The sequence below is a fragment of the Oceanobacillus senegalensis genome (genome assembly GCF_900176885.1).
Classification (GTDB): domain Bacteria; phylum Bacillota; class Bacilli; order Bacillales; family Amphibacillaceae; genus Oceanobacillus; species Oceanobacillus senegalensis.
Genome location: NZ_LT839648.1, coordinates 4027113 through 4044798, shown reverse-complemented (window position 1 = coordinate 4044798; position 17686 = coordinate 4027113). Strand labels below are relative to the sequence as shown.

The window sequence follows — 17686 nt, the reverse complement described above, 5'->3', positions numbered from 1 at the left end:
CAACCATCATGAACGTTTTGAATGATAAATAGACAAAACCAGCGGAGGAAATCTGGAAAAAGGAACTGTAGAACGACCCAATAATAAAAAACCCCGGTTAAAAAAATAAGGAAATAAACGCTTGGTTTCAAAGGGCCAAACGTTTATTTCCTCGTAAAGATGCTTTACTATTCATCCATTAAGCTTATCTATTATATATGACAATTATATGCTCATCACGCCACCGTTTGATGCATTTGTTACTAACTTCGAATACCTTCCTAACCAACCGTGTTTAATCTTCGGTTCGAATGTTGGTAGGTTTTTCTTTCTTTCTTCTAAAGCTTCATCTGTTAGGTCAACGTTTATGGTACGGTTTGGTAGGTCAATCGTAATCGTATCTCCATTTTCAATTAATGCAATTGGCCCACCTTCTGCAGCTTCGGGTGAAATATGTCCGACTGAAATTCCGCGTGATGCACCAGAAAAACGGCCGTCTGTGAGAAGTGCAACAGATTTACCAAGTCCACGTCCCATGATAGCAGACGTTGGAGCGAGCATCTCAGGCATACCTGGTCCGCCTTTTGGTCCTTCATAACGAATGACGACAACATGTCCTTCTTTTACTGTCCCGTTATCAATTGCTTCTTGTGCTTCATCTTGTGAGTTAAAGACAATGGCTTCCCCTTCAAATACGTTAATGCTCGGGTCTACCGCACCAACTTTAATGACCGCACCCTCTGGCGCTAGGTTACCGAAAAGAACGGAAAGTCCACCAACTGGACTGTACGGGTTGTCTTTCGTACGAATAACTTTATCGTTAGTGATTTCATATCCGCTAACAAGCTCCCCCATCGTTTGGCCTGTAATCGTCAAACGTTCTGGGTGCATGGTGCCCGGAATTTTCGTTAGTTCATTAATAATCGCACTGATACCACCTGCTTTGTTTATATCATCCATCGAGATATCGGATGCCGGCATAATTTTTGCAAGATATGGCACGCGTTCTGCGACTTTGTTAATGTCTTCCATGTTATAGTCAATACCAGCTTCATTCGCAATAGCTAATGTATGTAAAACCGTATTGGTGGAACCACCCATTGCCATATCTAATGCAAATGCATCATCAATCGCTTCTTTTGTAATGATGTCACGTGGTTTAACGTCTTCTTTTACCATGCGAACGAGATGTTTGGCAGCTTCATAGATTAATTCTTTTCGTTTTTCACTAGTTGCGACAATCGATCCGTTACCAGGAAGTGTAACTCCTAACATTTCCATTAAAGAGTTCATCGAATTTGCTGTAAACATCCCAGAACAAGAGCCACATGTCGGACAAGCGTTTTGTTCAATGAAGCCGAATTCCTCTTCGGACATTTTACCAGCTTTTACCGCACCAACACCTTCAAAAACGGATGTTAATGACAAATTCTTCCCATCCTGGCTAATGCCTGCTTCCATGGGCCCCCCAGAAACAAAAACAGAAGGAACGTTTGTACGAGCTGCTGCCATTAGCATTCCAGGTGTGATTTTGTCACAGTTCGGAATATAAAAGACACCGTCAAACCAGTGTGCATTAATGACCGTTTCTGCACTGTCGGCAATCAATTCTCGACTCGGGAGGGAATAACGCATTCCGATATGTCCCATTGCAATCCCATCATCAACACCGATTGTATTAAATTCAAATGGAATGCCACCAGCCTCATAAATGGCATCTTTTACGACATCAGCGAATTCACGCAGGTGCACGTGCCCTGGGATGATATCGATATACGAGTTACATACCCCGATAAATGGTTTTTCTAAATCTCCTGGTTTTACTTTTCCTGTGGCATACAAGAGACTACGGTGTGGACCACGATCGAGCCCAATTTTGATTTTATCACTTCTCATTTTGCTCCCCCTAAAAAAAATGAATGATTATGATTATTTTAAGGGTTGTGTTGTCTGCCGTCAATAAGGTTGTATGACATCTCTCTGGATTTTTAAAAAAAGTTATTCTACTCCAAGTTCTTTCATTGCATGTAAAATATGAATCTTCATCGCACTTCTTGCCCCTTCTGGATTGCGGTTTTGCATAAAATCCATAATCATTCGATGGTCGCTGATTGTATCTTTAATCGCCATTTCTTTTTCCGTAGATAAAATAACGCCTTTTGCTATCGCTTGTTGGATGACGGGCATCAGTCTTTCCATAAATGCATTATGTGTCGCTTTCACGATGGATTGATGGAATTTATGCTCCAAATCCGTGCGATCTTCGTTGTTTTTTACTTTTTCTTCTATTAACGATCCGTAATCGATAATTCGTTTTAACTCCGCTTTACTCGCCCGAATGGTTGCAAGGTAAGCAACTTCTGGTTCAAAAATGAGGCGGATTTCATATAAATCTTTCGTATTGATTTTGGCATTGGTAAGGGAGCTTAAGGACCCGATGTTGTTGATATCGACATCATCTTTAACATATGTGCCTTTTCCTCGGCGAATTTCTAAAATGCTGTTTGTCACAAGAATGCGGATTGCTTCCCGTAACGTCGTCCGGCTGATATCAAGTTCTTCGGATAGCTCTATTTCGTTTGGTAGTTTTTCTCCTGGTTTAAAACGTTTTTCTATTGTAATCATCGCAATAATGTCGTCTGCAATATGGTCAGATAACCTTTTTGGAACCATATCCTTTATCACCCACCCTGTTTTGTTTTTTTTAGTATAGCATATGGGTTATAAAATTTTATTTAGACATGTGGTACTATTGCACAAAGTAGGCGCTTTACATTAACTTCCACAACAGGGAGCTTTTCTTGATTAAGAAGGCGATGTCTTTCGTTCATTGCTTCATGCCCCCAATGGCTTTTCATTTTAAACAAACGTTTGATCAAGCAACTCCTCATCCCCTTCAATCGACAAATCCATGTCGAAACTCCTATATCATCTTCCACGATTTCAACATAAATGTCGAAGAAGGTGTAGAATGAAACTCTTTTGTTTTTTTACGGCAATTGTTCAAACGTTTGTTTCATCCACCAAGAGCATGTGGTCTTTATCCAAGTCGTCGGAAACTGAAGCTATTTATAGATAGTAAAAACGTTTCTTCAACAAGACAATTACAGGGATTATCTTTTATTTTTTTATAAAATAATGGAAATATTATGCTAATATTGTAGGGTAAGATAGTTAGATAATGGCCAGATATACATAAGAAAATGTTGGGGGGGATTTCGATTCATACGATACTAAATAAAATAGCAATTGCCGTGATTCTATTAGTGGTTGTTTTATTTTCGGTAGATAAATCGATTCTTTTAGGATTCAACTATGTAGGGATAATCCCTTTTGTTTGTTACGGAGTAATCATTAGTTACATTAGTAAAGTAGAGAAAAAGTCTGAAATTGATAAAAGGATAAGAATAATAAGCTGGATTTGTTTTTATGCAACTGTAATTATAGGATGGTTGCTCATCATTTCGTTTCCTGAAATTTTTAATACATATGGTATTTAGAATGTGAGAAAAATAGGTTGTATCGCCTTTGTTATTACGTTTTTATCGAAGGATCGAAATGTAAAACCTCGCATAATAAGTCTACTTCGTCTCTTGGTATATAAAAAGACGAACAAATGATACGCATCATTTGTTCATCTTTTCCAGCTTCATTATTTTTCATCGGATAGCATCGAAATATATTCCTTCACGACTTCATATACATATTCCTGATTGGCTTCAGCTGTATTCGGGTTATATTCCCCGCCATTCACTTTGTTGTTGGATAATATGCGAATACCAAGGAATGGGACATCGTAAGCTTCAGCAATTTGTGCTGCTGCAGCACCTTCCATTTCTTCTACAGATGTGCCAAAGTTTTTGTGAATCCAATTGATGCGATCCACTTCATTATTCCAAAAATCAGCAGAGCCAATGGTTCCTTCCACCACTTCACCCTTTGTATAAGTGTCTTTCACAGCATTAGCAGCTGCTAGTAGGTCCTCGTCCCCTTCGTAGTAACGAGCCTTTTCCGCATTTGGATCTTCCCCAGCACTTCCTTCAGAAGCCATCAGATCCATCGGTATCCATTCTTTTGGCGCAATGCCTTCATTTTCTTCTTTATGACTTGTTTTTAATGCACCGATATTTACGGTTCTTTCCCCTAATACGATATCAAATACATGTAAATCGGGATCATGACCACCAGATGTCCCTTGATTAATGATTGCAATAGGATTGTATTTTTCAATAGCTATTGCCGTCGCAGCTGCCGTGTTTTCCATTCCTTTTCCGGTTTGAGCAACAATAACTGGATAATCTTCTACCGTTCCAATATAAAAATCAAACGTTGCGGATTTTTCCTTTTCAACATTTTCTAATCTTTGTGCAAATTCCTCTGCTTCAATCGGCATTGGACCTTGAATCATAATAGGCCTTTGTGCATTTTCCTCTGTTTCTTGCTCCGCATTATCTGATGTGCTTTCCGAAGTTGAAGGAGAACTGCAAGCTGTCATTACAAATAATAATAGGCCAACTATCAATATAGTAAAAGGTAATTTCCTTCCTTTCTTTCCTTTAAAAGCTGTTTCATTCATTCTAGTTTCCTCCCTGCATTTTGATATACTCCATTTCTCATCATAAAAAGGCCTGGAAAATGTAGAATGTTTCTACCTTCCAGACCTACGTAGTCAAAGTATGGTAAAGAGAGGAAATGTAAAATCAATCAGATGCAAGAGTTTCTGTCATAGAAAAACAGCCACTCTCAACCTTCTCTTATACTTTAACTCGTAGTCCGGTTCTTTAAGTGGGAACCAGGTAGAGACACTCAGACCATATTACTGAGAATATACGAGTAACGATATGAATAATAACTAGTACCTTGATAATATAACAGAGAATCTACAGGGAATCAACCCTAAAACTGAACATTAAACAAAAACACGCATCTAATCGTTCGTGTTTTTAGGGACGCGGGGGCGACCCCGCGTCCCTTCTGCCCATCCTCTTAATTTTTTCCTTGCTTGTTTTCCCCAGTCTTTGACTGCTTCAACACTTGCACCTTCTCGTTCGGCAATTTCTTTCAAGGGCATTTCCAAAATAATATGGTAATACACCCATTTAGCCTGCTTGTTTGTTAATCGGTTAAACACTTGCTTCCAGTATTCAGGATCTTCTACCTCTATTTCGGATGACTGTATAATCGGGAGCTTGGAGTTTCCGTATCGATTTCCTTGATACACCTTGGCGATTTCCTCTTGGACAAACGCCTCGTTCTTTTGTTGAACTCTCGTTTCCTTGCGTAGTGTATCGATGAGATGGTTCCGGATGGAGTAGTTGAAGTACGTGGAGAGTGGGCCTTTATCCGGATTGTATTTCTTATATGCCATCCACATGGCGTACAAGCCTTCTGTATAAAACTCCCGATTCGGATCACGAATACCAAGTTTCTGGATAAAGTAGTGGATCCTGTTTTCATTCTGTTTAAAAATCTCCTCAAACGTAAAGGATTGCTTGTTTTCCATTGTCATCTTCCTCCCTATTCTATTTCTGGACATAGAACCTATGCCCCGCGGCTTAACCTGCGCTCATCATAAAACAGCATCCCCATTCCGACAAACACGCTAACTTAGACTTTTAAGCAAAAAATAAAAGAGAAAGCCCATAAAATAAGGGGTTAAAAAGGTGAAAATCATTCCATTGTCCAAGTTAAGGCATATTTTCTTACCAGGAAAATTCTATGAAAGTAAAAAAGTGCCTAACTTATCATTTTCGTCAAAATATAGGTAATATTACCCACAAAAAGGCCGTTTAACATGGTATTTTAGACCAAAACGTTAAAGTTAGCGGATTCGACAGATTTTTTAGGTTGCTATAGGATAAATTTGTATTAAATATAAGACATATATATCAGAAAGGTGATTAGAATGAATTACATTAAAGAAGTGAATGCGTTTTATGACCGGATGGAAACGGATCCACTGTCAAGCTCAGCTACTTCCCTATGGTTTGCCTTAATGCACATCTATAACAAAACAAGATGGTGTCCGTCATTTACGGTTGCTGGTACCGTATTACGTATGAAATCTGGCTTAAAAGTAACTTCCTTCAAACGTGCTCGAACGGAGCTAAAAGAAAAGGGATACATAGACTATCAATCTCGTAGTCGTGGTCAAGCACCAATCTACCAAATGAAATCCCTTGTATTGGATAGAGACCAGCGTGTGAACGCGGAGGCGGACCAACATAAGGACCAGGACCAAGATACGGGCCAAGAAAATAACCAACATGCAGACCAGGGAACAGACCAAGATACAGGCGATACAACGGGCCAAGAGAAAGACCAACATAAGGACCCATTATTTAAACAGAAGGTAGGTAAAAAGAAAGATAATTTAACAAGTACCTTATATACATCAGAAGCATTCTTGTTTTATCAAGAGAATTTTGGAAAAATCAGTCCCTATATTTCTAACTCCCTACAAGAATGGTTAAACGAAATGGATGAAGATTTGGTGATAGAAGCCATGAAACGGACATTAGAGAGGAATAAAACCAGCTGGAACTATGTGAAAAGTATCCTACAGTCATGGAAGGATAAAGGAATCCTAACCCTTACGGCAGCTAAGGAAGAAGATAGAGCATTTCGAAATAAAAAGAAAGCTAGTCAAGGATATAGTGCATCGTATTCATCCAAGGATATTGTTCCAGATTGGTTTAAGGAGCGGCAACGAAAGAATCGATTAGAGGCACAACGGAAGGAAATGGAGCGGAAGGATAACACACCTAACAAAGGAATGTCCGTAAAACAAGCAATGAAACTGTACGGCCTCTCCGAAGACTAAGGGGCTACCACACACGACTCGTGTGTTTGCTCTTCAAAATAAACATAACACACACATTTTGTTTATTTTACCAAATTTATCTAGTAAGTGTGATATTCCTCACTTTTGAATTGTAAAACATATAGTAATATATACACAAGACAAAAGGAGGTCATTATATGATTCAAAGTTTTTATTTACGTATAGACAAACGTGAAGAAAATCGAAAAAGGAAGTAAGTCATCAACTTGGCTATTCGGACAACACCTTTGGTAATTATACACGGAGGGAAAGGACTCCTGACATTTTAACAATGTTACAGATAAGCTGACCTATTTAAGGTCTCCTTAGACTATCTGATGCGTGAAAAGGAATTTCAACATGATGAGGCATATACCACCACGTTACATGCATTAATGAAGTCCTGAAACAATTTGATCAGGCAGGAGTCATCCATCCTAGAAAAATGGAAAGCGTTGTCAAGTGAGGGCTTAATCGAATTAACCAACTATTTTGAGTACGTCGTTACAAAAGCAAAGCAAAAAAAGATTCATACCATTTCTAGCTGATTCATTGTTTTAAAAACGGGAATACATAACATGTTCGAATAGATGCCAAACGACATGTATTCGAATGTCCATACATCTTAGATATACCCACTATGTTAACCAACTTAGATTTGATTCGACAAGGAATAAAGCAACAATTAGGCTGTTCAATTCAACTTCTTAGCCCATTACATAGAGCCGATTCAAACTTTATACAAGGAGCGCATGCACATGACTAAGATTTTAAATGATTATACAATCACCCCAAATACGATGGCCCTAATTCCTGCGAAGGAAATAGAATACGAGACAATGGTAGTGGAGCAAGATAAATGGATCCCTGTAAAGAGAACAGCAATCGAGTTAATCCGTTCATCCTGTCAAGACTATTTATGTACATATGAAGGAAGAAGGAACGCAGTGATTAATCGTACTGGCTTTAAAAAGAAAGTTCCTATTCCACTTTATCCAGAGCTAAACTTATATATATTTCCTAGTCATTCCATTAAGGATCAAGAATGTCATTGGTTCCTGTACCACTCTATATTGGATATTAAAAAAGATTATGCTAGTACAAGTCCTGAACAACATTCCATTATCACCTTTATGAATGGTACACAACATCGGATGGAAGTTACGCGTTATATCCTACAAAAGCAAATGAAACGAACCCTAACCTGTATAAAAGGATTACAAACGATAATGGAGACCATAACAGGAACGGATAGCATCATCCATTAAATAGAATTAGCATAAAAGGACAAGGGATAGGTTCTCTGTTACTGATACATATTACAACCAAGAATCCACGAGAACCTTTCCTATCATGACATAACGCTATTCCACTGCTAGAAGATATGATGGGTCATCTATCCCCTTGATGAAGACAGTTACAGGATATTTCCTTGGGCGTTGCGTCTTCAAATGAATGGAACATGAATCATAACCATAATCAGCTCTAAAATGTGTGTGTCCTCTTTAACCAAAATTTGCATAAGATCTTCATCTCTACATCAATTATGTACATTCCCATCAGACGAAACGAGATACCCATGTCCGTTAAAATACCTATAAAGAATTAAATAATCCATCATAAGTCTTAATAAATTCAAAAAACCACTTCATAATCATACTTTTTTACCGATAATATAAATGGTAAAACGTGGTTATGTTGAATGATTACAGCAAACTTAGGGAATGAACAGGGCTAAAGCAAAAGACCTGAAGCATATTCGTTAGGCTAGTCTCGTTGCCGAAAAAGCTTTCATCATGGTGTACCCCGTTATATAGCTAGCCTTTCTTAAGTTTTAAACCAAAAATTGTAATGAAAGGAATTTTGTAACCATGGTTTATGGACGTAAGGAAGAAACAATGGGAGAACTAATGGAGTTAATTAATCATAAGAGAAATGTGATGTTAAAAGTTGCTAAACAATACGGGATAGGCAGTAAAATAACATTGAAATATAGTCAGGAGTTAGATGATTTAATTATAAAATACCAACGAATTGTAAGGTAGAAGGTCATTCACAACAGGCGAACGATAAATGATGCACCATTTATCGGCAACACGATTAAGACTTTAGATAGGAACAACAACAAGCACACAAAATAAGAAAACAAAAGGTGATCCGCATGAATAGACTCAAACATATATGGCATACATTACGACTTAGCTACTATAACATCCTTTTTAGGGATTGCATTGATCCTAAAACTCAAAGGGAGTTAAAAGAGAAAATAGATTATCATTACACTAAAATCTCTAATTCGTGAATTTGACTGGAAGGTACCTTATATGTGATCAAAGGACGGATACAGGTACATCGTCCATGTTTTTCGTTTCCATTTAAAACAAACGTTTGATACATTTATTCCCCTCTTATTCCATCGACAACTCCCTGTCGTAATAACCATCTAATCAACCTGCTACCCGATTAAATTAGTCGAATAAAGTAAAGTATTTAACCCATTTGACTAATCCTGACACTAGTTCAAACGTTTGTATCAGGGACACAGGGTCAGGTTTCCTACTTTTGACCCCACATCCCATTTTCATTAATTTGAACTATCTCTTGCTTCGTCATCTGAATTTTTATTATCATCGTCGCTTGAGCTTTCTGTTTCTTCGTCCTTCTCTAGATGATTTCTAGGGATGTCATCTTCTACATGTGTATCCTCATCTAGTTTCTTACCAAAGTCATCGTCCGTTTCATTTTCAGTAGGTTCAATTTCTATACCATTATACTCTACCTGATTTGTTTCTGTTCCGTTCTTAACCGGATCTACCTCGTTTTCAACCGAATTTTCCTCGTTTTCAATCGGATCTTCCTCAGTTGTACCACCACAAGCCGCTACAAGTGATAATGCTAAAATAGGGGTACCTAATTTGAATAGGATTTTCTTCGTCATATAAATCCTCCTCATCTTGTCATGGCTAACTTCTCCTGTCATAGCTTACCCAGCCTTTTGGAAGTCATACGAAAACAAAGGATTTTTAGATTAAGTAGCTCCGTTTCGGTGGAGAAACATACGAAATAGCATACCAATTAGCAGATTTGGTCTGCTAATTTTCCTAATATATCAACACTTTAATTAGCACACAAAATCGCAAGCCTAATAACATATCGACAATAGCTATTGTCAAAGTGCAATCTCCTATGTGAATTATAATGTTATTTGCGATGCTGCTTTTTAATGTCAATCAGAAAATAATATTTTTATGTTAAAATAAATATAGAGTTTGTGAACAAATGTACTTAAACTAACGGGCAGGTTAGTGGAGTAAGAAAATTTAATATGAGGGGTTTTATATGAAGTATTTATTCTTAATATCGTTAATAGGCTCATTCTTGTTGGCTTTTTCAATAAATTTGATGCCGTCAATCAAACATCCTGATTCGACAATCGACATTTTCAACCTTGTGGTAACAATACTGTTTATGGTCTTTTTACTACTGTACGCTAAAAAGGGAAGTAAGATATTAAAGATATTTTCAATATTCGGGGTCATATCAGGGGTAATTATATTTGTTATCACAACATTTGAACACGCTATGATTGGCAATGGCATTTTAGATGTAATAGCATCAATACAGTATCCCTTCTACCTAATCTTTATAACACCTTTGTTTGGAAGTAATATTTTATTTGACCTAAGTTATGGGACATTCTCACTGTTGATGTCACTGTTTTATGGAGTTCTATTTGGTTTAATAGTTTATTTTAAGAAGAACTAATTCTAGATTTTTAGATATTGTGCTTACGGGTGCGTTTCTAAAATAACTGGAAAATGTCTTTTTCTTAAACAGACTAATTTTGAATGTATTTAAGGGGAGTAGTATTCTAAATGACTAACAAATCAGGTGAATTCAAATTATGGATTCCATTATTATTATTGGTTATCAATATTATCTTATTTTGTTTTATGGTTGAGGAGTTAATAGATGCCTCTGTTCCGAACTATGGGGGACCATTTAATTTATTAACGCCTTTATTTGGTTTGATTTCTTTTTTCTATATTAGAAAATACACAGCAAAAAAGAATAGGTTTTTGATATGGCTATTACAGGGATTAAATTGGTTTTTTATAATTTTTTCCCGTAGTTGTTCTTATAATTTTTATGTTAGCTTTTATTTAAGTAAAGGGTGCTTATCTGGAACAAGAAACGTAGCTCTTATTGCGATAAAGAAGCAGTTTACTTCAATGTGAGACTACAAAGTGAGTTTTATTAAAAGGTGGTAGAAAATGTTATTACGAAATTTTAATTTAACCTTGGCAATTTTAGTTATTTTGTTATTTGTATATAGGCTTATATTCGATAGCACTTTTACTTTTATCTTCTACCTCGCTCCTATTATGTTACTATCGTTTGGTATAGAGAACGTGAAAGAAAAAAGAAAGGGATTAGGGTACTTTTATTTATTTGGATTTTTCCTCATTTGTTTAACAGCAATTTCAAATAAATTATTATGATAGTACAATTAAACAAACGGGTGCGAATGCTTAACAAGGTATTCGCTTCTTTCGTTATAGGGTCAGGAGAATTGATAAGTCTGGAAAAAGTGACGGTCTTATAAATGTTAAATTGACATATATAAGTTAGAAAACAGAAAGGAGAAACAAGATGAAAAAATTATATCTATTTTTAACACTATTATTATCAGTAATTTTTATCCTTTCTGCTTGTGGAAATGGAGATATGGAAAATCAAAGTAGTGAACAAAAAACAAAGGAAGTAACATTGATGGGAGAAAGCGAAAATTGGATAGCAAATTCTTATCAAATTTCACTAACGTCAGATGTACTTAAAGCAGGGAATGGAACCTTAGACATGAAAGGTAGTTCTGAATATAAAACAGATTATTTCTATTTTGAAGTTCATGCTGTAATAAATGGTGAGGATACAGTAATACAGGCGAAGAAAGTAACTGGAAGCGAAACTGATGTGTCACAAGTAAACACTGGAACTATTGAAGGCGATGCTCCACTAAACAAAGATGGCGAAACAATTAAAATGGATGATATAACTGATATTTATCTGACTATTGAGTGGAAAGACATAAATACGGATAAGAAGGTAAAAGAAAGAATTGATTTAAGTAATGAATATTAAGCTAATTGGTGCAAAAGTGAGGCAGGCGATCATCCAAATGGTCGCCTTTTTCTTCGGGAAATAGTGTTTAAATATTATGGTAGTATTAGAATAGGAGCTATAGTTAGTTGTTATTGTGAAGGAGTGCAAAGAATGATAACAGTTTTCATTACATATTTTCTATTAGGTTTAGTAATCTCTATAACCCCAGGAGCAATGACTGTACAAATGGTTAATCAGGCATTGAGAAAAGGCTTTTTAAGTGGATGGTTTGTGGGATTAGGTGGAATGACAATAGATTTAACATTAATTGTATTAGTTTACTTTGGGTTTTCACATTTCTTAGCTCATCCGATGGTTGAACTCATTATGTGGCTTATCGGAAGCATCTTTTTATTAATAATTGGGATTGATAGCTTAAAAGAATCAAAAAATAAAGTTGATTTTAGTAAAGCTACTCCAAAAAAATCATTGGCAAAGGCGTTTACTTCGGGTTTCTTAATGGCAGTTTCACCAGGGAATATAGTGTTTTGGATTGGTATATTCGGTCCATTAATAATATCTTCTATAAATGGTGCGAACCAAGCACATTTTGCAGTAGTAGCATTAGGGATTTTACTTGGAATATTAGTCCACGATATAGGACTAATGAGTATCGTTCATTTTTCAAGAAGATTTTTAAATCAAACAGTATTAAGATGGTCTGCGATTGTAGCTGCAATTATTTTATTTGGACTTAGTGCCTACTTTGGTTATGAATTTATACATCAGCTAAAAACTTATGTGTAACTAGTATTATTATTTGTTCATTATTCCACGTTGCAAATAAATCATTTCTTCGGCAAGTTTTTGGATTCTCTCGGAAATTCGTTCATCTATAATTTCATCACTTTCGATATCAAAGGAATTGTTTTGGATGAAGACATTGCCAGTTGGAACAAGTCCTTTAAAATAAGATAGGATGGATCCTAAATGATATTCTAATACAAGAAAGTGTTTATTCGTCCATCCTGTTGCCACCATGCCTGTCACTTTATTTCTAAATGCGTATTCAGGTAGGTGATCAAGTAGGTTTTTTAATGCACCAGAAAGGGATGCTTGATAAATAGGTGTGCCGAATACGAGAAAATCAGCAGATAAAATTTTTTGAACAACATTCCAAGTATCTTCATTATATGAAGCTAATGGGAGTCCAACAGCAAATTCAATTTCGTAATCTCTCAAGTCAACTAATTCTGTATCTACAGTCGAGTCATGGCGTCGAGCAGCAGTCAAAACACCATGTACAGCGACGGATGTTTTTTCACCAGCAAGTGCTCCTGATACACCGACAAGTTTCATTATCCATACCTCTTTTCAAATAAAGTTTCATGAGACACTAAGTCTCCATATATATTTATTTTATTTTAAAAATGATTATTTTACAATTTATTATCTCGATTGCGGTCAATAACGGTTTAGTAATCATTATTAAATTCTAATTGAACTATCCTTATCAAAAAGGAAATCTATCCTAAACAGATAAACCTGATGAAATTTATCCGAGTTGGGTGGGCTAAAAAGGCTGCAATTATAAAGCTGAAAAAAGGAATCAATATAATTATAGGGTGCGATTCATAAATAAGGAATTGCACTTTTTTAAATTTCGACTGTTTGCTAAAAGATTGTTCTTTTAAGATACACTTTTTGACAAGGTACTTTCTTAATTAATCTGGTGCTTTAGTTTGACAAGACAATTTTACAAACGAAAAGGCATTCCATCACCCAGCTTTCGAAATAAAAAGCAAAAGCACATCCCCTCTTTGAAAGGTCGATGTGCTTTTACCGCAAGTTGAGGGGCAATACCCCACAGATTAAAGATTCACGTTGTTGTATGTTTATAAAAGAGACCAACCTGAGAGTTTTCATCCAATTCCCATGGTTCCTGCTCCCTTTCTTATACAAGTGATCCGCCTTCTTTGCTGTAGTTGATAATCCCTTCTGATGCTCGATAAGCAAGTGCTCCTAACGTGGCAGTTGCATTATAACCACTTTGGTGGGGATATGCTGATCCACCAACGACAAACACATTATCCGCATCCCACATTTGTAGGTATGAATTGACAGCTGAAGTTTCCGGATCCGCTCCCATGATGACTCCACCTGTATTATGTGTAGCTTTATAACTGGTTATGTCATAATGCTCCAAGGGTTCATTCTCTGATACATGCGTTGCTCCCATTTCTTTCATGATTTTCTTCGTTTGTTCATTTAGGAAATGCCCCCGGTTTCGATCGGTATCTGAATAATCGAACGTCATGCGTAAAAGTGGATAGCCGTTTATATCCTTGTATGTCGGATCTAAATCCAAATAATTATTCTTATGTGGCAAACATGCACCATACGTATACACGTTGAGATGACGGTTAAAATATTTAATCGATTGGTTTTTGAATTCTTTCCCCCATCTTGGCGTACCAGGAGGAACTTGATTGTTCGCGATTGGCCTTTTTCCGTATTGTCCCATTAGAATGGAACCACCGTGCAGGAAGTCATGGTCTGTATGATCAAAGTTATCTGCATTAAAATTATCTAATGCTGTAGCTAGTCCTCCTGAGCCCATCGCAACGTTAAACTTTTCATCATCGAAGAATCCATCCGTACCGACAATCACTTGATAACAGTAATTCTTTCCAATCGTACCTCTTCCGGTTTCAGGATCATATGGCGTACCAAGGTTTGAAGCGAGCAATAAGCGAGTATTGTTAAACGTATAACTTGTTACCGCAACCACTTCTGCCGGTTGTTCAAATCGCTCCCCTGTACGCCTATCCATATACAGCACGCCTGTTGCCTTTTCCCCGTCATGTAGGATTTCGAGTACCTCCGAATTTGGGCGTAATTCGAAGTTCCCAGTCGCTTCTGCCGTAGGAATAACCGTTATGTTTGGACTTGCTTTTGCACCGTACTCACAGCCAAATCGTTCGCAAAATCCCTTTAATTGACAAGCACCTATTTTCTGGCCATCCGGATTTTCGTAGGGTTGAGAGTTGTTCGCTGCTGGCATGACAAAAGGATCTAACCCCATGTTTTTCGTTGTTTCGATAAATAAATCCATCGCTGGCGTACCTTTCAATGGTGGATTGGGAAAAGGCTCCGAACGTTCTCCTCGAAGCGGGGTCTCGTCAGCAGAAATACCAGCCATTTTCTCAAATTTCACATAGTATGGTTCGATTTCGTCATAGGTTATCCCCCAATCCTGGATATTTAATCCATCCGCTATTTTCTTCTCACCGTATTTATCAATGGTTTTTGATCTGATTTCAAAATCATAGGGGGAATAGCGATCTGTCAGGCCATTCCAGTGCGTACCTGCCCCACCAACACCTTCACCTAATAGGAAGGATCCAAATTGACGCATCGGCAATGCTCGCTGACCACTGTTATTTCTAAACGTAATAGTTTGTCTGGATAAATCTTGTCCATTTTCATATCGTAGGGCGTAACGGAGTTCATCATGTTTCATGGAAAAGTCTTCCGTTCTGCGATTTCTACCACGTTCTAATCCGACAACTTTTAATCCTGCTTTACTGCACTCAGCAGCGATAATACCGCCTGTCCAACCTACACCTACTGTTACAACATCTGTTTTAGGAAGTTTCGTAACCATATCCATTTCCACTCCTTTTTCAGCTATTCACGTCTCTAGAGCCCAACCTGTTTTTCGGTGGCACGTTCCATTTTGAACACATACTTTTCGTTATGCGTTAGCGTTAAATCGATCATGTAGGCTTGCTGGTTCAATTTCGATAAATTCCTCGGATTCGATTTTATCTGTATAACTCATTTGTACACCTGGAAATTCCTTCATTCTCCAGCCTTGCATATCTCTATTTCCACTATAAAGCGGATCTGCATAAGCTCCTTCAAAAGTCAATGTTCGTAACAGTTCAAAGAAGAGGCTGGAGGAAATAACAGACATGTTCACCTCATTATTATCAAAAGCCATGAGTACCTTATCTTGCTGTTCGGGTTCTAATGCCGTAAAACTATCGTTAAATGTCGATTGACTATACTTTTCTAGTGCCTCAATTCCTAATTCAAAAACCTCACGATGATTTAATTGGGTTTGATAACCTTGGTTCGGCTCCCCCTTATAAAAAGGTCCTTGCCTATACTCTCTTGCATTGATGCCCCACAATCCTGCTAATTGATGATCAATATAGTAAGGTACGCCTAACGCAATTGCACCTGGGCCATTCTCATCTTCTGGAAAAATTCGCTCCGTTGCTTGTGACAGGATATTGAAATCCGCTCTATTCTTAAAGTATTGTAGTGCCTGATCATGCTGTTGTTCCTGCTCCCCCTTGGTTGCAACGTTAGAATCCGTTTCATTGTTCCAAATTCCACTTCCGATTACACCACCTAAAACACCACCACCAATTAAACCACCAGTTACATAACCGGATTTTTTAAGAAAGTCTCTTCGCGTAGTTGTTTTATTTTTTTCTTTTTCTTCAGCCATCTTTTAACCCTCCTATAAAGTGAAATCGTATAGTAACCATTTTTCCTTCTTTTTCTAATGCACAACATTTAACGGATTCCAGAAGCCCCCTTTTTGAAAGGGGTTACAAAATAAAAAATGAGTAATACCATCATTAACCATTTTTGATAAAATTAAACACCATCTGTCGAATTATGTTGAGACACAGGAATATATGAACCGTTTAAAAATATTTCATTTTCCAGGGATGACTTCGAAATCCATTGAATACCATCGAGCGCTATGGGGAAAATAACATTCTAGAATGACCATTTTTACCTACAATCTCGGAATAGGGGAAGAAATAATACAGATTACCACTGGGATAGGAACACTTGGCTTTATCCAACTTTTTCGGAAGACACCGTTGATCATGAGCACATTCATCGGAAGAGCAGCAGAAGGAATTATCAAGTAATTGGAAAATGACGGGGCCAATTCGTACCGGTTAAGAGTTCAATAAAGAAATATCATTATTCTAAATCGGAGGTGGGAAACATGGGAATTTCAACAATTGGTGTACCTGGTTTAATTCTTATTCTCGTATTAGCATTAATCATTTTCGGACCAAGTAAGTTACCCGAGATTGGTAGCGCATTTGGACAAACCCTCCGCGAATTCAAAAAAGCAACTAATACAATCATGGACGACACAGAAGTGCCAACAGACAAAGGTACAGGTTCCTCGTCCCCAAAAAAGTAGTTAGGGACGTAGGACACTGGAATAGATATGTAGTGCACCCCAGAAGTTAGCTTCAAAAATTACCTTTGGGGTGTTTTATTATGGAGAGAAAACGAACTCTTTCGATTGGAGATATACTAAAAAAAGTTGCGAGCTTTTAAAATTGATCCGGAGGGATATCTAGAAAAGCACAAGGAGCGCACTCGAACTCAAAGAAGAATTCCGATTAAAAGACGTCTTACAAGGAGCTGTGCCCATTTAACACCCCATTTTCAACGAACATAACGGCAATTATGGTTACCGTCGTATCCATCTAGAATGAAGAAACCGTGGATAAAAAGTGAATCATAAGAAGGTTCAATGTATCATGAAGAAACTAAGACTTCACTAGTAGGACCGAGAGACAAATACATTTTCCATGTATTTCATTCGATATTTTCCTCCCATACCATTTAAAACAAACGTTTGATACATTTATCCCCCCACTTCTTCCATCGACAAATCCCTGTCGAAATAAGAATCTAATTTACCTGCTAACCTGTCAAATTAGTCGAATAAGA

The 17686-nt window shown here is 37.2% G+C and carries 19 protein-coding genes and 1 riboswitch; of the genes, 9 read left to right on the top strand and 10 right to left on the bottom strand.

The window, feature by feature from the left end; genetic code table 11:
- Positions 1 to 204: 204 nt before the first annotated feature.
- The 3 genes from ilvD to CAO17_RS21170 form a co-directional block, all read right to left on the bottom strand.
- Positions 205 to 1875 (bottom strand): dihydroxy-acid dehydratase, encoded by a 1671-nt coding sequence (ilvD, locus tag CAO17_RS19455; RefSeq protein ID WP_085994140.1) that lies wholly within the window; start codon positions 1873 to 1875, stop codon positions 205 to 207.
- A gap of 102 nt (positions 1876 to 1977) precedes the next feature.
- Positions 1978 to 2652 carry a FadR/GntR family transcriptional regulator gene (locus CAO17_RS19450; RefSeq protein WP_085994139.1) on the bottom strand — a complete coding sequence of 225 codons (675 nt, stop codon included), beginning with the start codon at positions 2650 to 2652 and terminating at the stop codon, positions 1978 to 1980.
- 62 nt (positions 2653 to 2714) lie between these two features.
- Positions 2715 to 2858: a hypothetical protein gene (locus CAO17_RS21170; protein WP_179151995.1), complete on the bottom strand. Its 144-nt coding sequence runs from the start codon at positions 2856 to 2858 to the stop codon at positions 2715 to 2717.
- A 324-nt stretch (positions 2859 to 3182) separates the two neighbouring features.
- On the opposite strand from CAO17_RS21170, the gene CAO17_RS21500 reads away from it, so the two are divergent.
- Positions 3183 to 3479, top strand: coding sequence for a hypothetical protein (locus tag CAO17_RS21500; protein WP_218775583.1), 297 nt, complete (start codon positions 3183 to 3185; stop codon positions 3477 to 3479).
- Between the two features lie 34 nt (positions 3480 to 3513).
- Here CAO17_RS21500 and CAO17_RS21995 read toward each other — a convergent pair whose 3' ends face one another.
- From CAO17_RS21995 to CAO17_RS19440, 3 genes are all read right to left on the bottom strand, one after another.
- Positions 3514 to 3642 (bottom strand): hypothetical protein, encoded by a 129-nt coding sequence (locus tag CAO17_RS21995; RefSeq protein ID WP_281252952.1) that lies wholly within the window; start codon positions 3640 to 3642, stop codon positions 3514 to 3516.
- Positions 3632 to 4474, bottom strand: a complete 843-nt coding sequence (locus CAO17_RS19445) for a 5'-methylthioadenosine/S-adenosylhomocysteine nucleosidase (protein ID WP_085994586.1) — start codon at positions 4472 to 4474, stop codon at positions 3632 to 3634. The genes CAO17_RS21995 and CAO17_RS19445 overlap by 11 nt, the downstream gene beginning before the upstream one ends.
- Before the next feature lie 254 nt (positions 4475 to 4728).
- Positions 4729 to 4832, bottom strand: a riboswitch (purine riboswitch).
- A gap of 74 nt (positions 4833 to 4906) precedes the next feature.
- Complete coding sequence (locus CAO17_RS19440; RefSeq protein WP_085994138.1) at positions 4907 to 5482, bottom strand: sigma-70 family RNA polymerase sigma factor; 576 nt, start codon at positions 5480 to 5482, stop codon at positions 4907 to 4909.
- 402 nt (positions 5483 to 5884) lie between these two features.
- Here CAO17_RS19440 and CAO17_RS19435 point away from each other — a divergent pair, with 402 nt between their 5' ends.
- From CAO17_RS19435 to CAO17_RS19425, 3 genes are all read left to right on the top strand, one after another.
- Positions 5885 to 6802 carry a DnaD domain-containing protein gene (locus CAO17_RS19435; RefSeq protein WP_085994137.1) on the top strand — a complete coding sequence of 306 codons (918 nt, stop codon included), beginning with the start codon at positions 5885 to 5887 and terminating at the stop codon, positions 6800 to 6802.
- Between the two features lie 758 nt (positions 6803 to 7560).
- Positions 7561 to 8070, top strand: a complete 510-nt coding sequence (locus tag CAO17_RS19430) for a competence protein ComK (RefSeq protein WP_179151994.1) — start codon at positions 7561 to 7563, stop codon at positions 8068 to 8070.
- A gap of 603 nt (positions 8071 to 8673) precedes the next feature.
- The gene (locus CAO17_RS19425) at positions 8674 to 8847 is read left to right on the top strand and encodes an aspartyl-phosphate phosphatase Spo0E family protein (RefSeq protein ID WP_085994135.1); all 174 of its coding nucleotides are present in this window, start codon (positions 8674 to 8676) and stop codon (positions 8845 to 8847) included.
- A gap of 539 nt (positions 8848 to 9386) precedes the next feature.
- Here the strand turns inward: CAO17_RS19425 and CAO17_RS19420 are convergent.
- A complete protein-coding gene (locus CAO17_RS19420; RefSeq protein WP_085994134.1) occupies positions 9387 to 9740 on the bottom strand; it encodes a hypothetical protein in 354 nt (117 codons plus the stop codon).
- Between the two features lie 937 nt (positions 9741 to 10677).
- Here CAO17_RS19420 and CAO17_RS19410 point away from each other — a divergent pair.
- The 4 genes from CAO17_RS19410 (at position 10678) to CAO17_RS19395 (ending at position 12712) form a co-directional block, all read left to right on the top strand.
- The gene (locus CAO17_RS19410) at positions 10678 to 11040 is read left to right on the top strand and encodes a hypothetical protein (RefSeq protein ID WP_085994132.1); all 363 of its coding nucleotides are present in this window, start codon (positions 10678 to 10680) and stop codon (positions 11038 to 11040) included.
- A gap of 36 nt (positions 11041 to 11076) precedes the next feature.
- Entirely contained in the window at positions 11077 to 11304 is a 228-nt protein-coding gene (locus CAO17_RS22160; protein ID WP_085994131.1) for a DUF3953 domain-containing protein, read from the top strand.
- Positions 11305 to 11455: 151 nt separating this feature from the next.
- Positions 11456 to 11944, top strand: a complete 489-nt coding sequence (locus tag CAO17_RS19400) for a hypothetical protein (RefSeq protein WP_085994130.1) — start codon at positions 11456 to 11458, stop codon at positions 11942 to 11944.
- 132 nt (positions 11945 to 12076) lie between these two features.
- Positions 12077 to 12712, top strand: a complete 636-nt coding sequence (locus tag CAO17_RS19395; protein ID WP_085994129.1) for a LysE family translocator — start codon at positions 12077 to 12079, stop codon at positions 12710 to 12712.
- Positions 12713 to 12721: 9 nt separating this feature from the next.
- Here the strand turns inward: CAO17_RS19395 and CAO17_RS19390 are convergent, their stop codons facing one another.
- The 3 genes from CAO17_RS19390 to CAO17_RS19380 form a co-directional block, all read right to left on the bottom strand.
- Positions 12722 to 13264, bottom strand: coding sequence for an NADPH-dependent FMN reductase (locus CAO17_RS19390; RefSeq protein ID WP_085994128.1), 543 nt, complete (start codon positions 13262 to 13264; stop codon positions 12722 to 12724).
- Between the two features lie 595 nt (positions 13265 to 13859).
- Positions 13860 to 15572 carry a GMC family oxidoreductase gene (locus CAO17_RS19385; RefSeq protein WP_085994585.1) on the bottom strand — a complete coding sequence of 571 codons (1713 nt, stop codon included), beginning with the start codon at positions 15570 to 15572 and terminating at the stop codon, positions 13860 to 13862.
- A 90-nt stretch (positions 15573 to 15662) separates the two neighbouring features.
- Positions 15663 to 16427: a gluconate 2-dehydrogenase subunit 3 family protein gene (locus CAO17_RS19380; RefSeq protein ID WP_085994127.1), complete on the bottom strand. Its 765-nt coding sequence runs from the start codon at positions 16425 to 16427 to the stop codon at positions 15663 to 15665.
- A gap of 516 nt (positions 16428 to 16943) precedes the next feature.
- Between CAO17_RS19380 and tatA the strand changes: the two genes are divergently transcribed.
- Positions 16944 to 17147 (top strand): twin-arginine translocase TatA/TatE family subunit, encoded by a 204-nt coding sequence (gene tatA / locus CAO17_RS19375; protein WP_085994126.1) that lies wholly within the window; start codon positions 16944 to 16946, stop codon positions 17145 to 17147.
- Positions 17148 to 17686: the final 539 nt, after the last annotated feature.

Coding starts and splice junctions, on each gene's coding strand:
- ilvD (WP_085994140.1), bottom strand. CDS start 1,875: ATGAGAAGTGATAAAATCAAAATTGGGCTCGATCGTGGTCCACACCGT.
- CAO17_RS19450 (WP_085994139.1), bottom strand. CDS start 2,652: ATGGTTCCAAAAAGGTTATCTGACCATATTGCAGACGACATTATTGCG.
- CAO17_RS21500 (WP_218775583.1), top strand. CDS start 3,183: ATGTTGGGGGGGATTTCGATTCATACGATACTAAATAAAATAGCAATT.
- CAO17_RS21995 (WP_281252952.1), bottom strand. CDS start 3,642: ATGAAAAATAATGAAGCTGGAAAAGATGAACAAATGATGCGTATCATT.
- CAO17_RS19445 (WP_085994586.1), bottom strand. CDS start 4,474: ATGACAGCTTGCAGTTCTCCTTCAACTTCGGAAAGCACATCAGATAAT.
- CAO17_RS19440 (WP_085994138.1), bottom strand. CDS start 5,482: ATGGAAAACAAGCAATCCTTTACGTTTGAGGAGATTTTTAAACAGAAT.
- CAO17_RS19435 (WP_085994137.1), top strand. CDS start 5,885: ATGAATTACATTAAAGAAGTGAATGCGTTTTATGACCGGATGGAAACG.
- CAO17_RS19430 (WP_179151994.1), top strand. CDS start 7,561: ATGACTAAGATTTTAAATGATTATACAATCACCCCAAATACGATGGCC.
- CAO17_RS19425 (WP_085994135.1), top strand. CDS start 8,674: ATGGTTTATGGACGTAAGGAAGAAACAATGGGAGAACTAATGGAGTTA.
- CAO17_RS19420 (WP_085994134.1), bottom strand. CDS start 9,740: ATGACGAAGAAAATCCTATTCAAATTAGGTACCCCTATTTTAGCATTA.
- CAO17_RS19410 (WP_085994132.1), top strand. CDS start 10,678: ATGACTAACAAATCAGGTGAATTCAAATTATGGATTCCATTATTATTA.
- CAO17_RS22160 (WP_085994131.1), top strand. CDS start 11,077: ATGTTATTACGAAATTTTAATTTAACCTTGGCAATTTTAGTTATTTTG.
- CAO17_RS19400 (WP_085994130.1), top strand. CDS start 11,456: ATGAAAAAATTATATCTATTTTTAACACTATTATTATCAGTAATTTTT.
- CAO17_RS19395 (WP_085994129.1), top strand. CDS start 12,077: ATGATAACAGTTTTCATTACATATTTTCTATTAGGTTTAGTAATCTCT.
- CAO17_RS19390 (WP_085994128.1), bottom strand. CDS start 13,264: ATGAAACTTGTCGGTGTATCAGGAGCACTTGCTGGTGAAAAAACATCC.
- CAO17_RS19385 (WP_085994585.1), bottom strand. CDS start 15,572: ATGGTTACGAAACTTCCTAAAACAGATGTTGTAACAGTAGGTGTAGGT.
- CAO17_RS19380 (WP_085994127.1), bottom strand. CDS start 16,427: ATGGCTGAAGAAAAAGAAAAAAATAAAACAACTACGCGAAGAGACTTT.
- tatA (WP_085994126.1), top strand. CDS start 16,944: ATGGGAATTTCAACAATTGGTGTACCTGGTTTAATTCTTATTCTCGTA.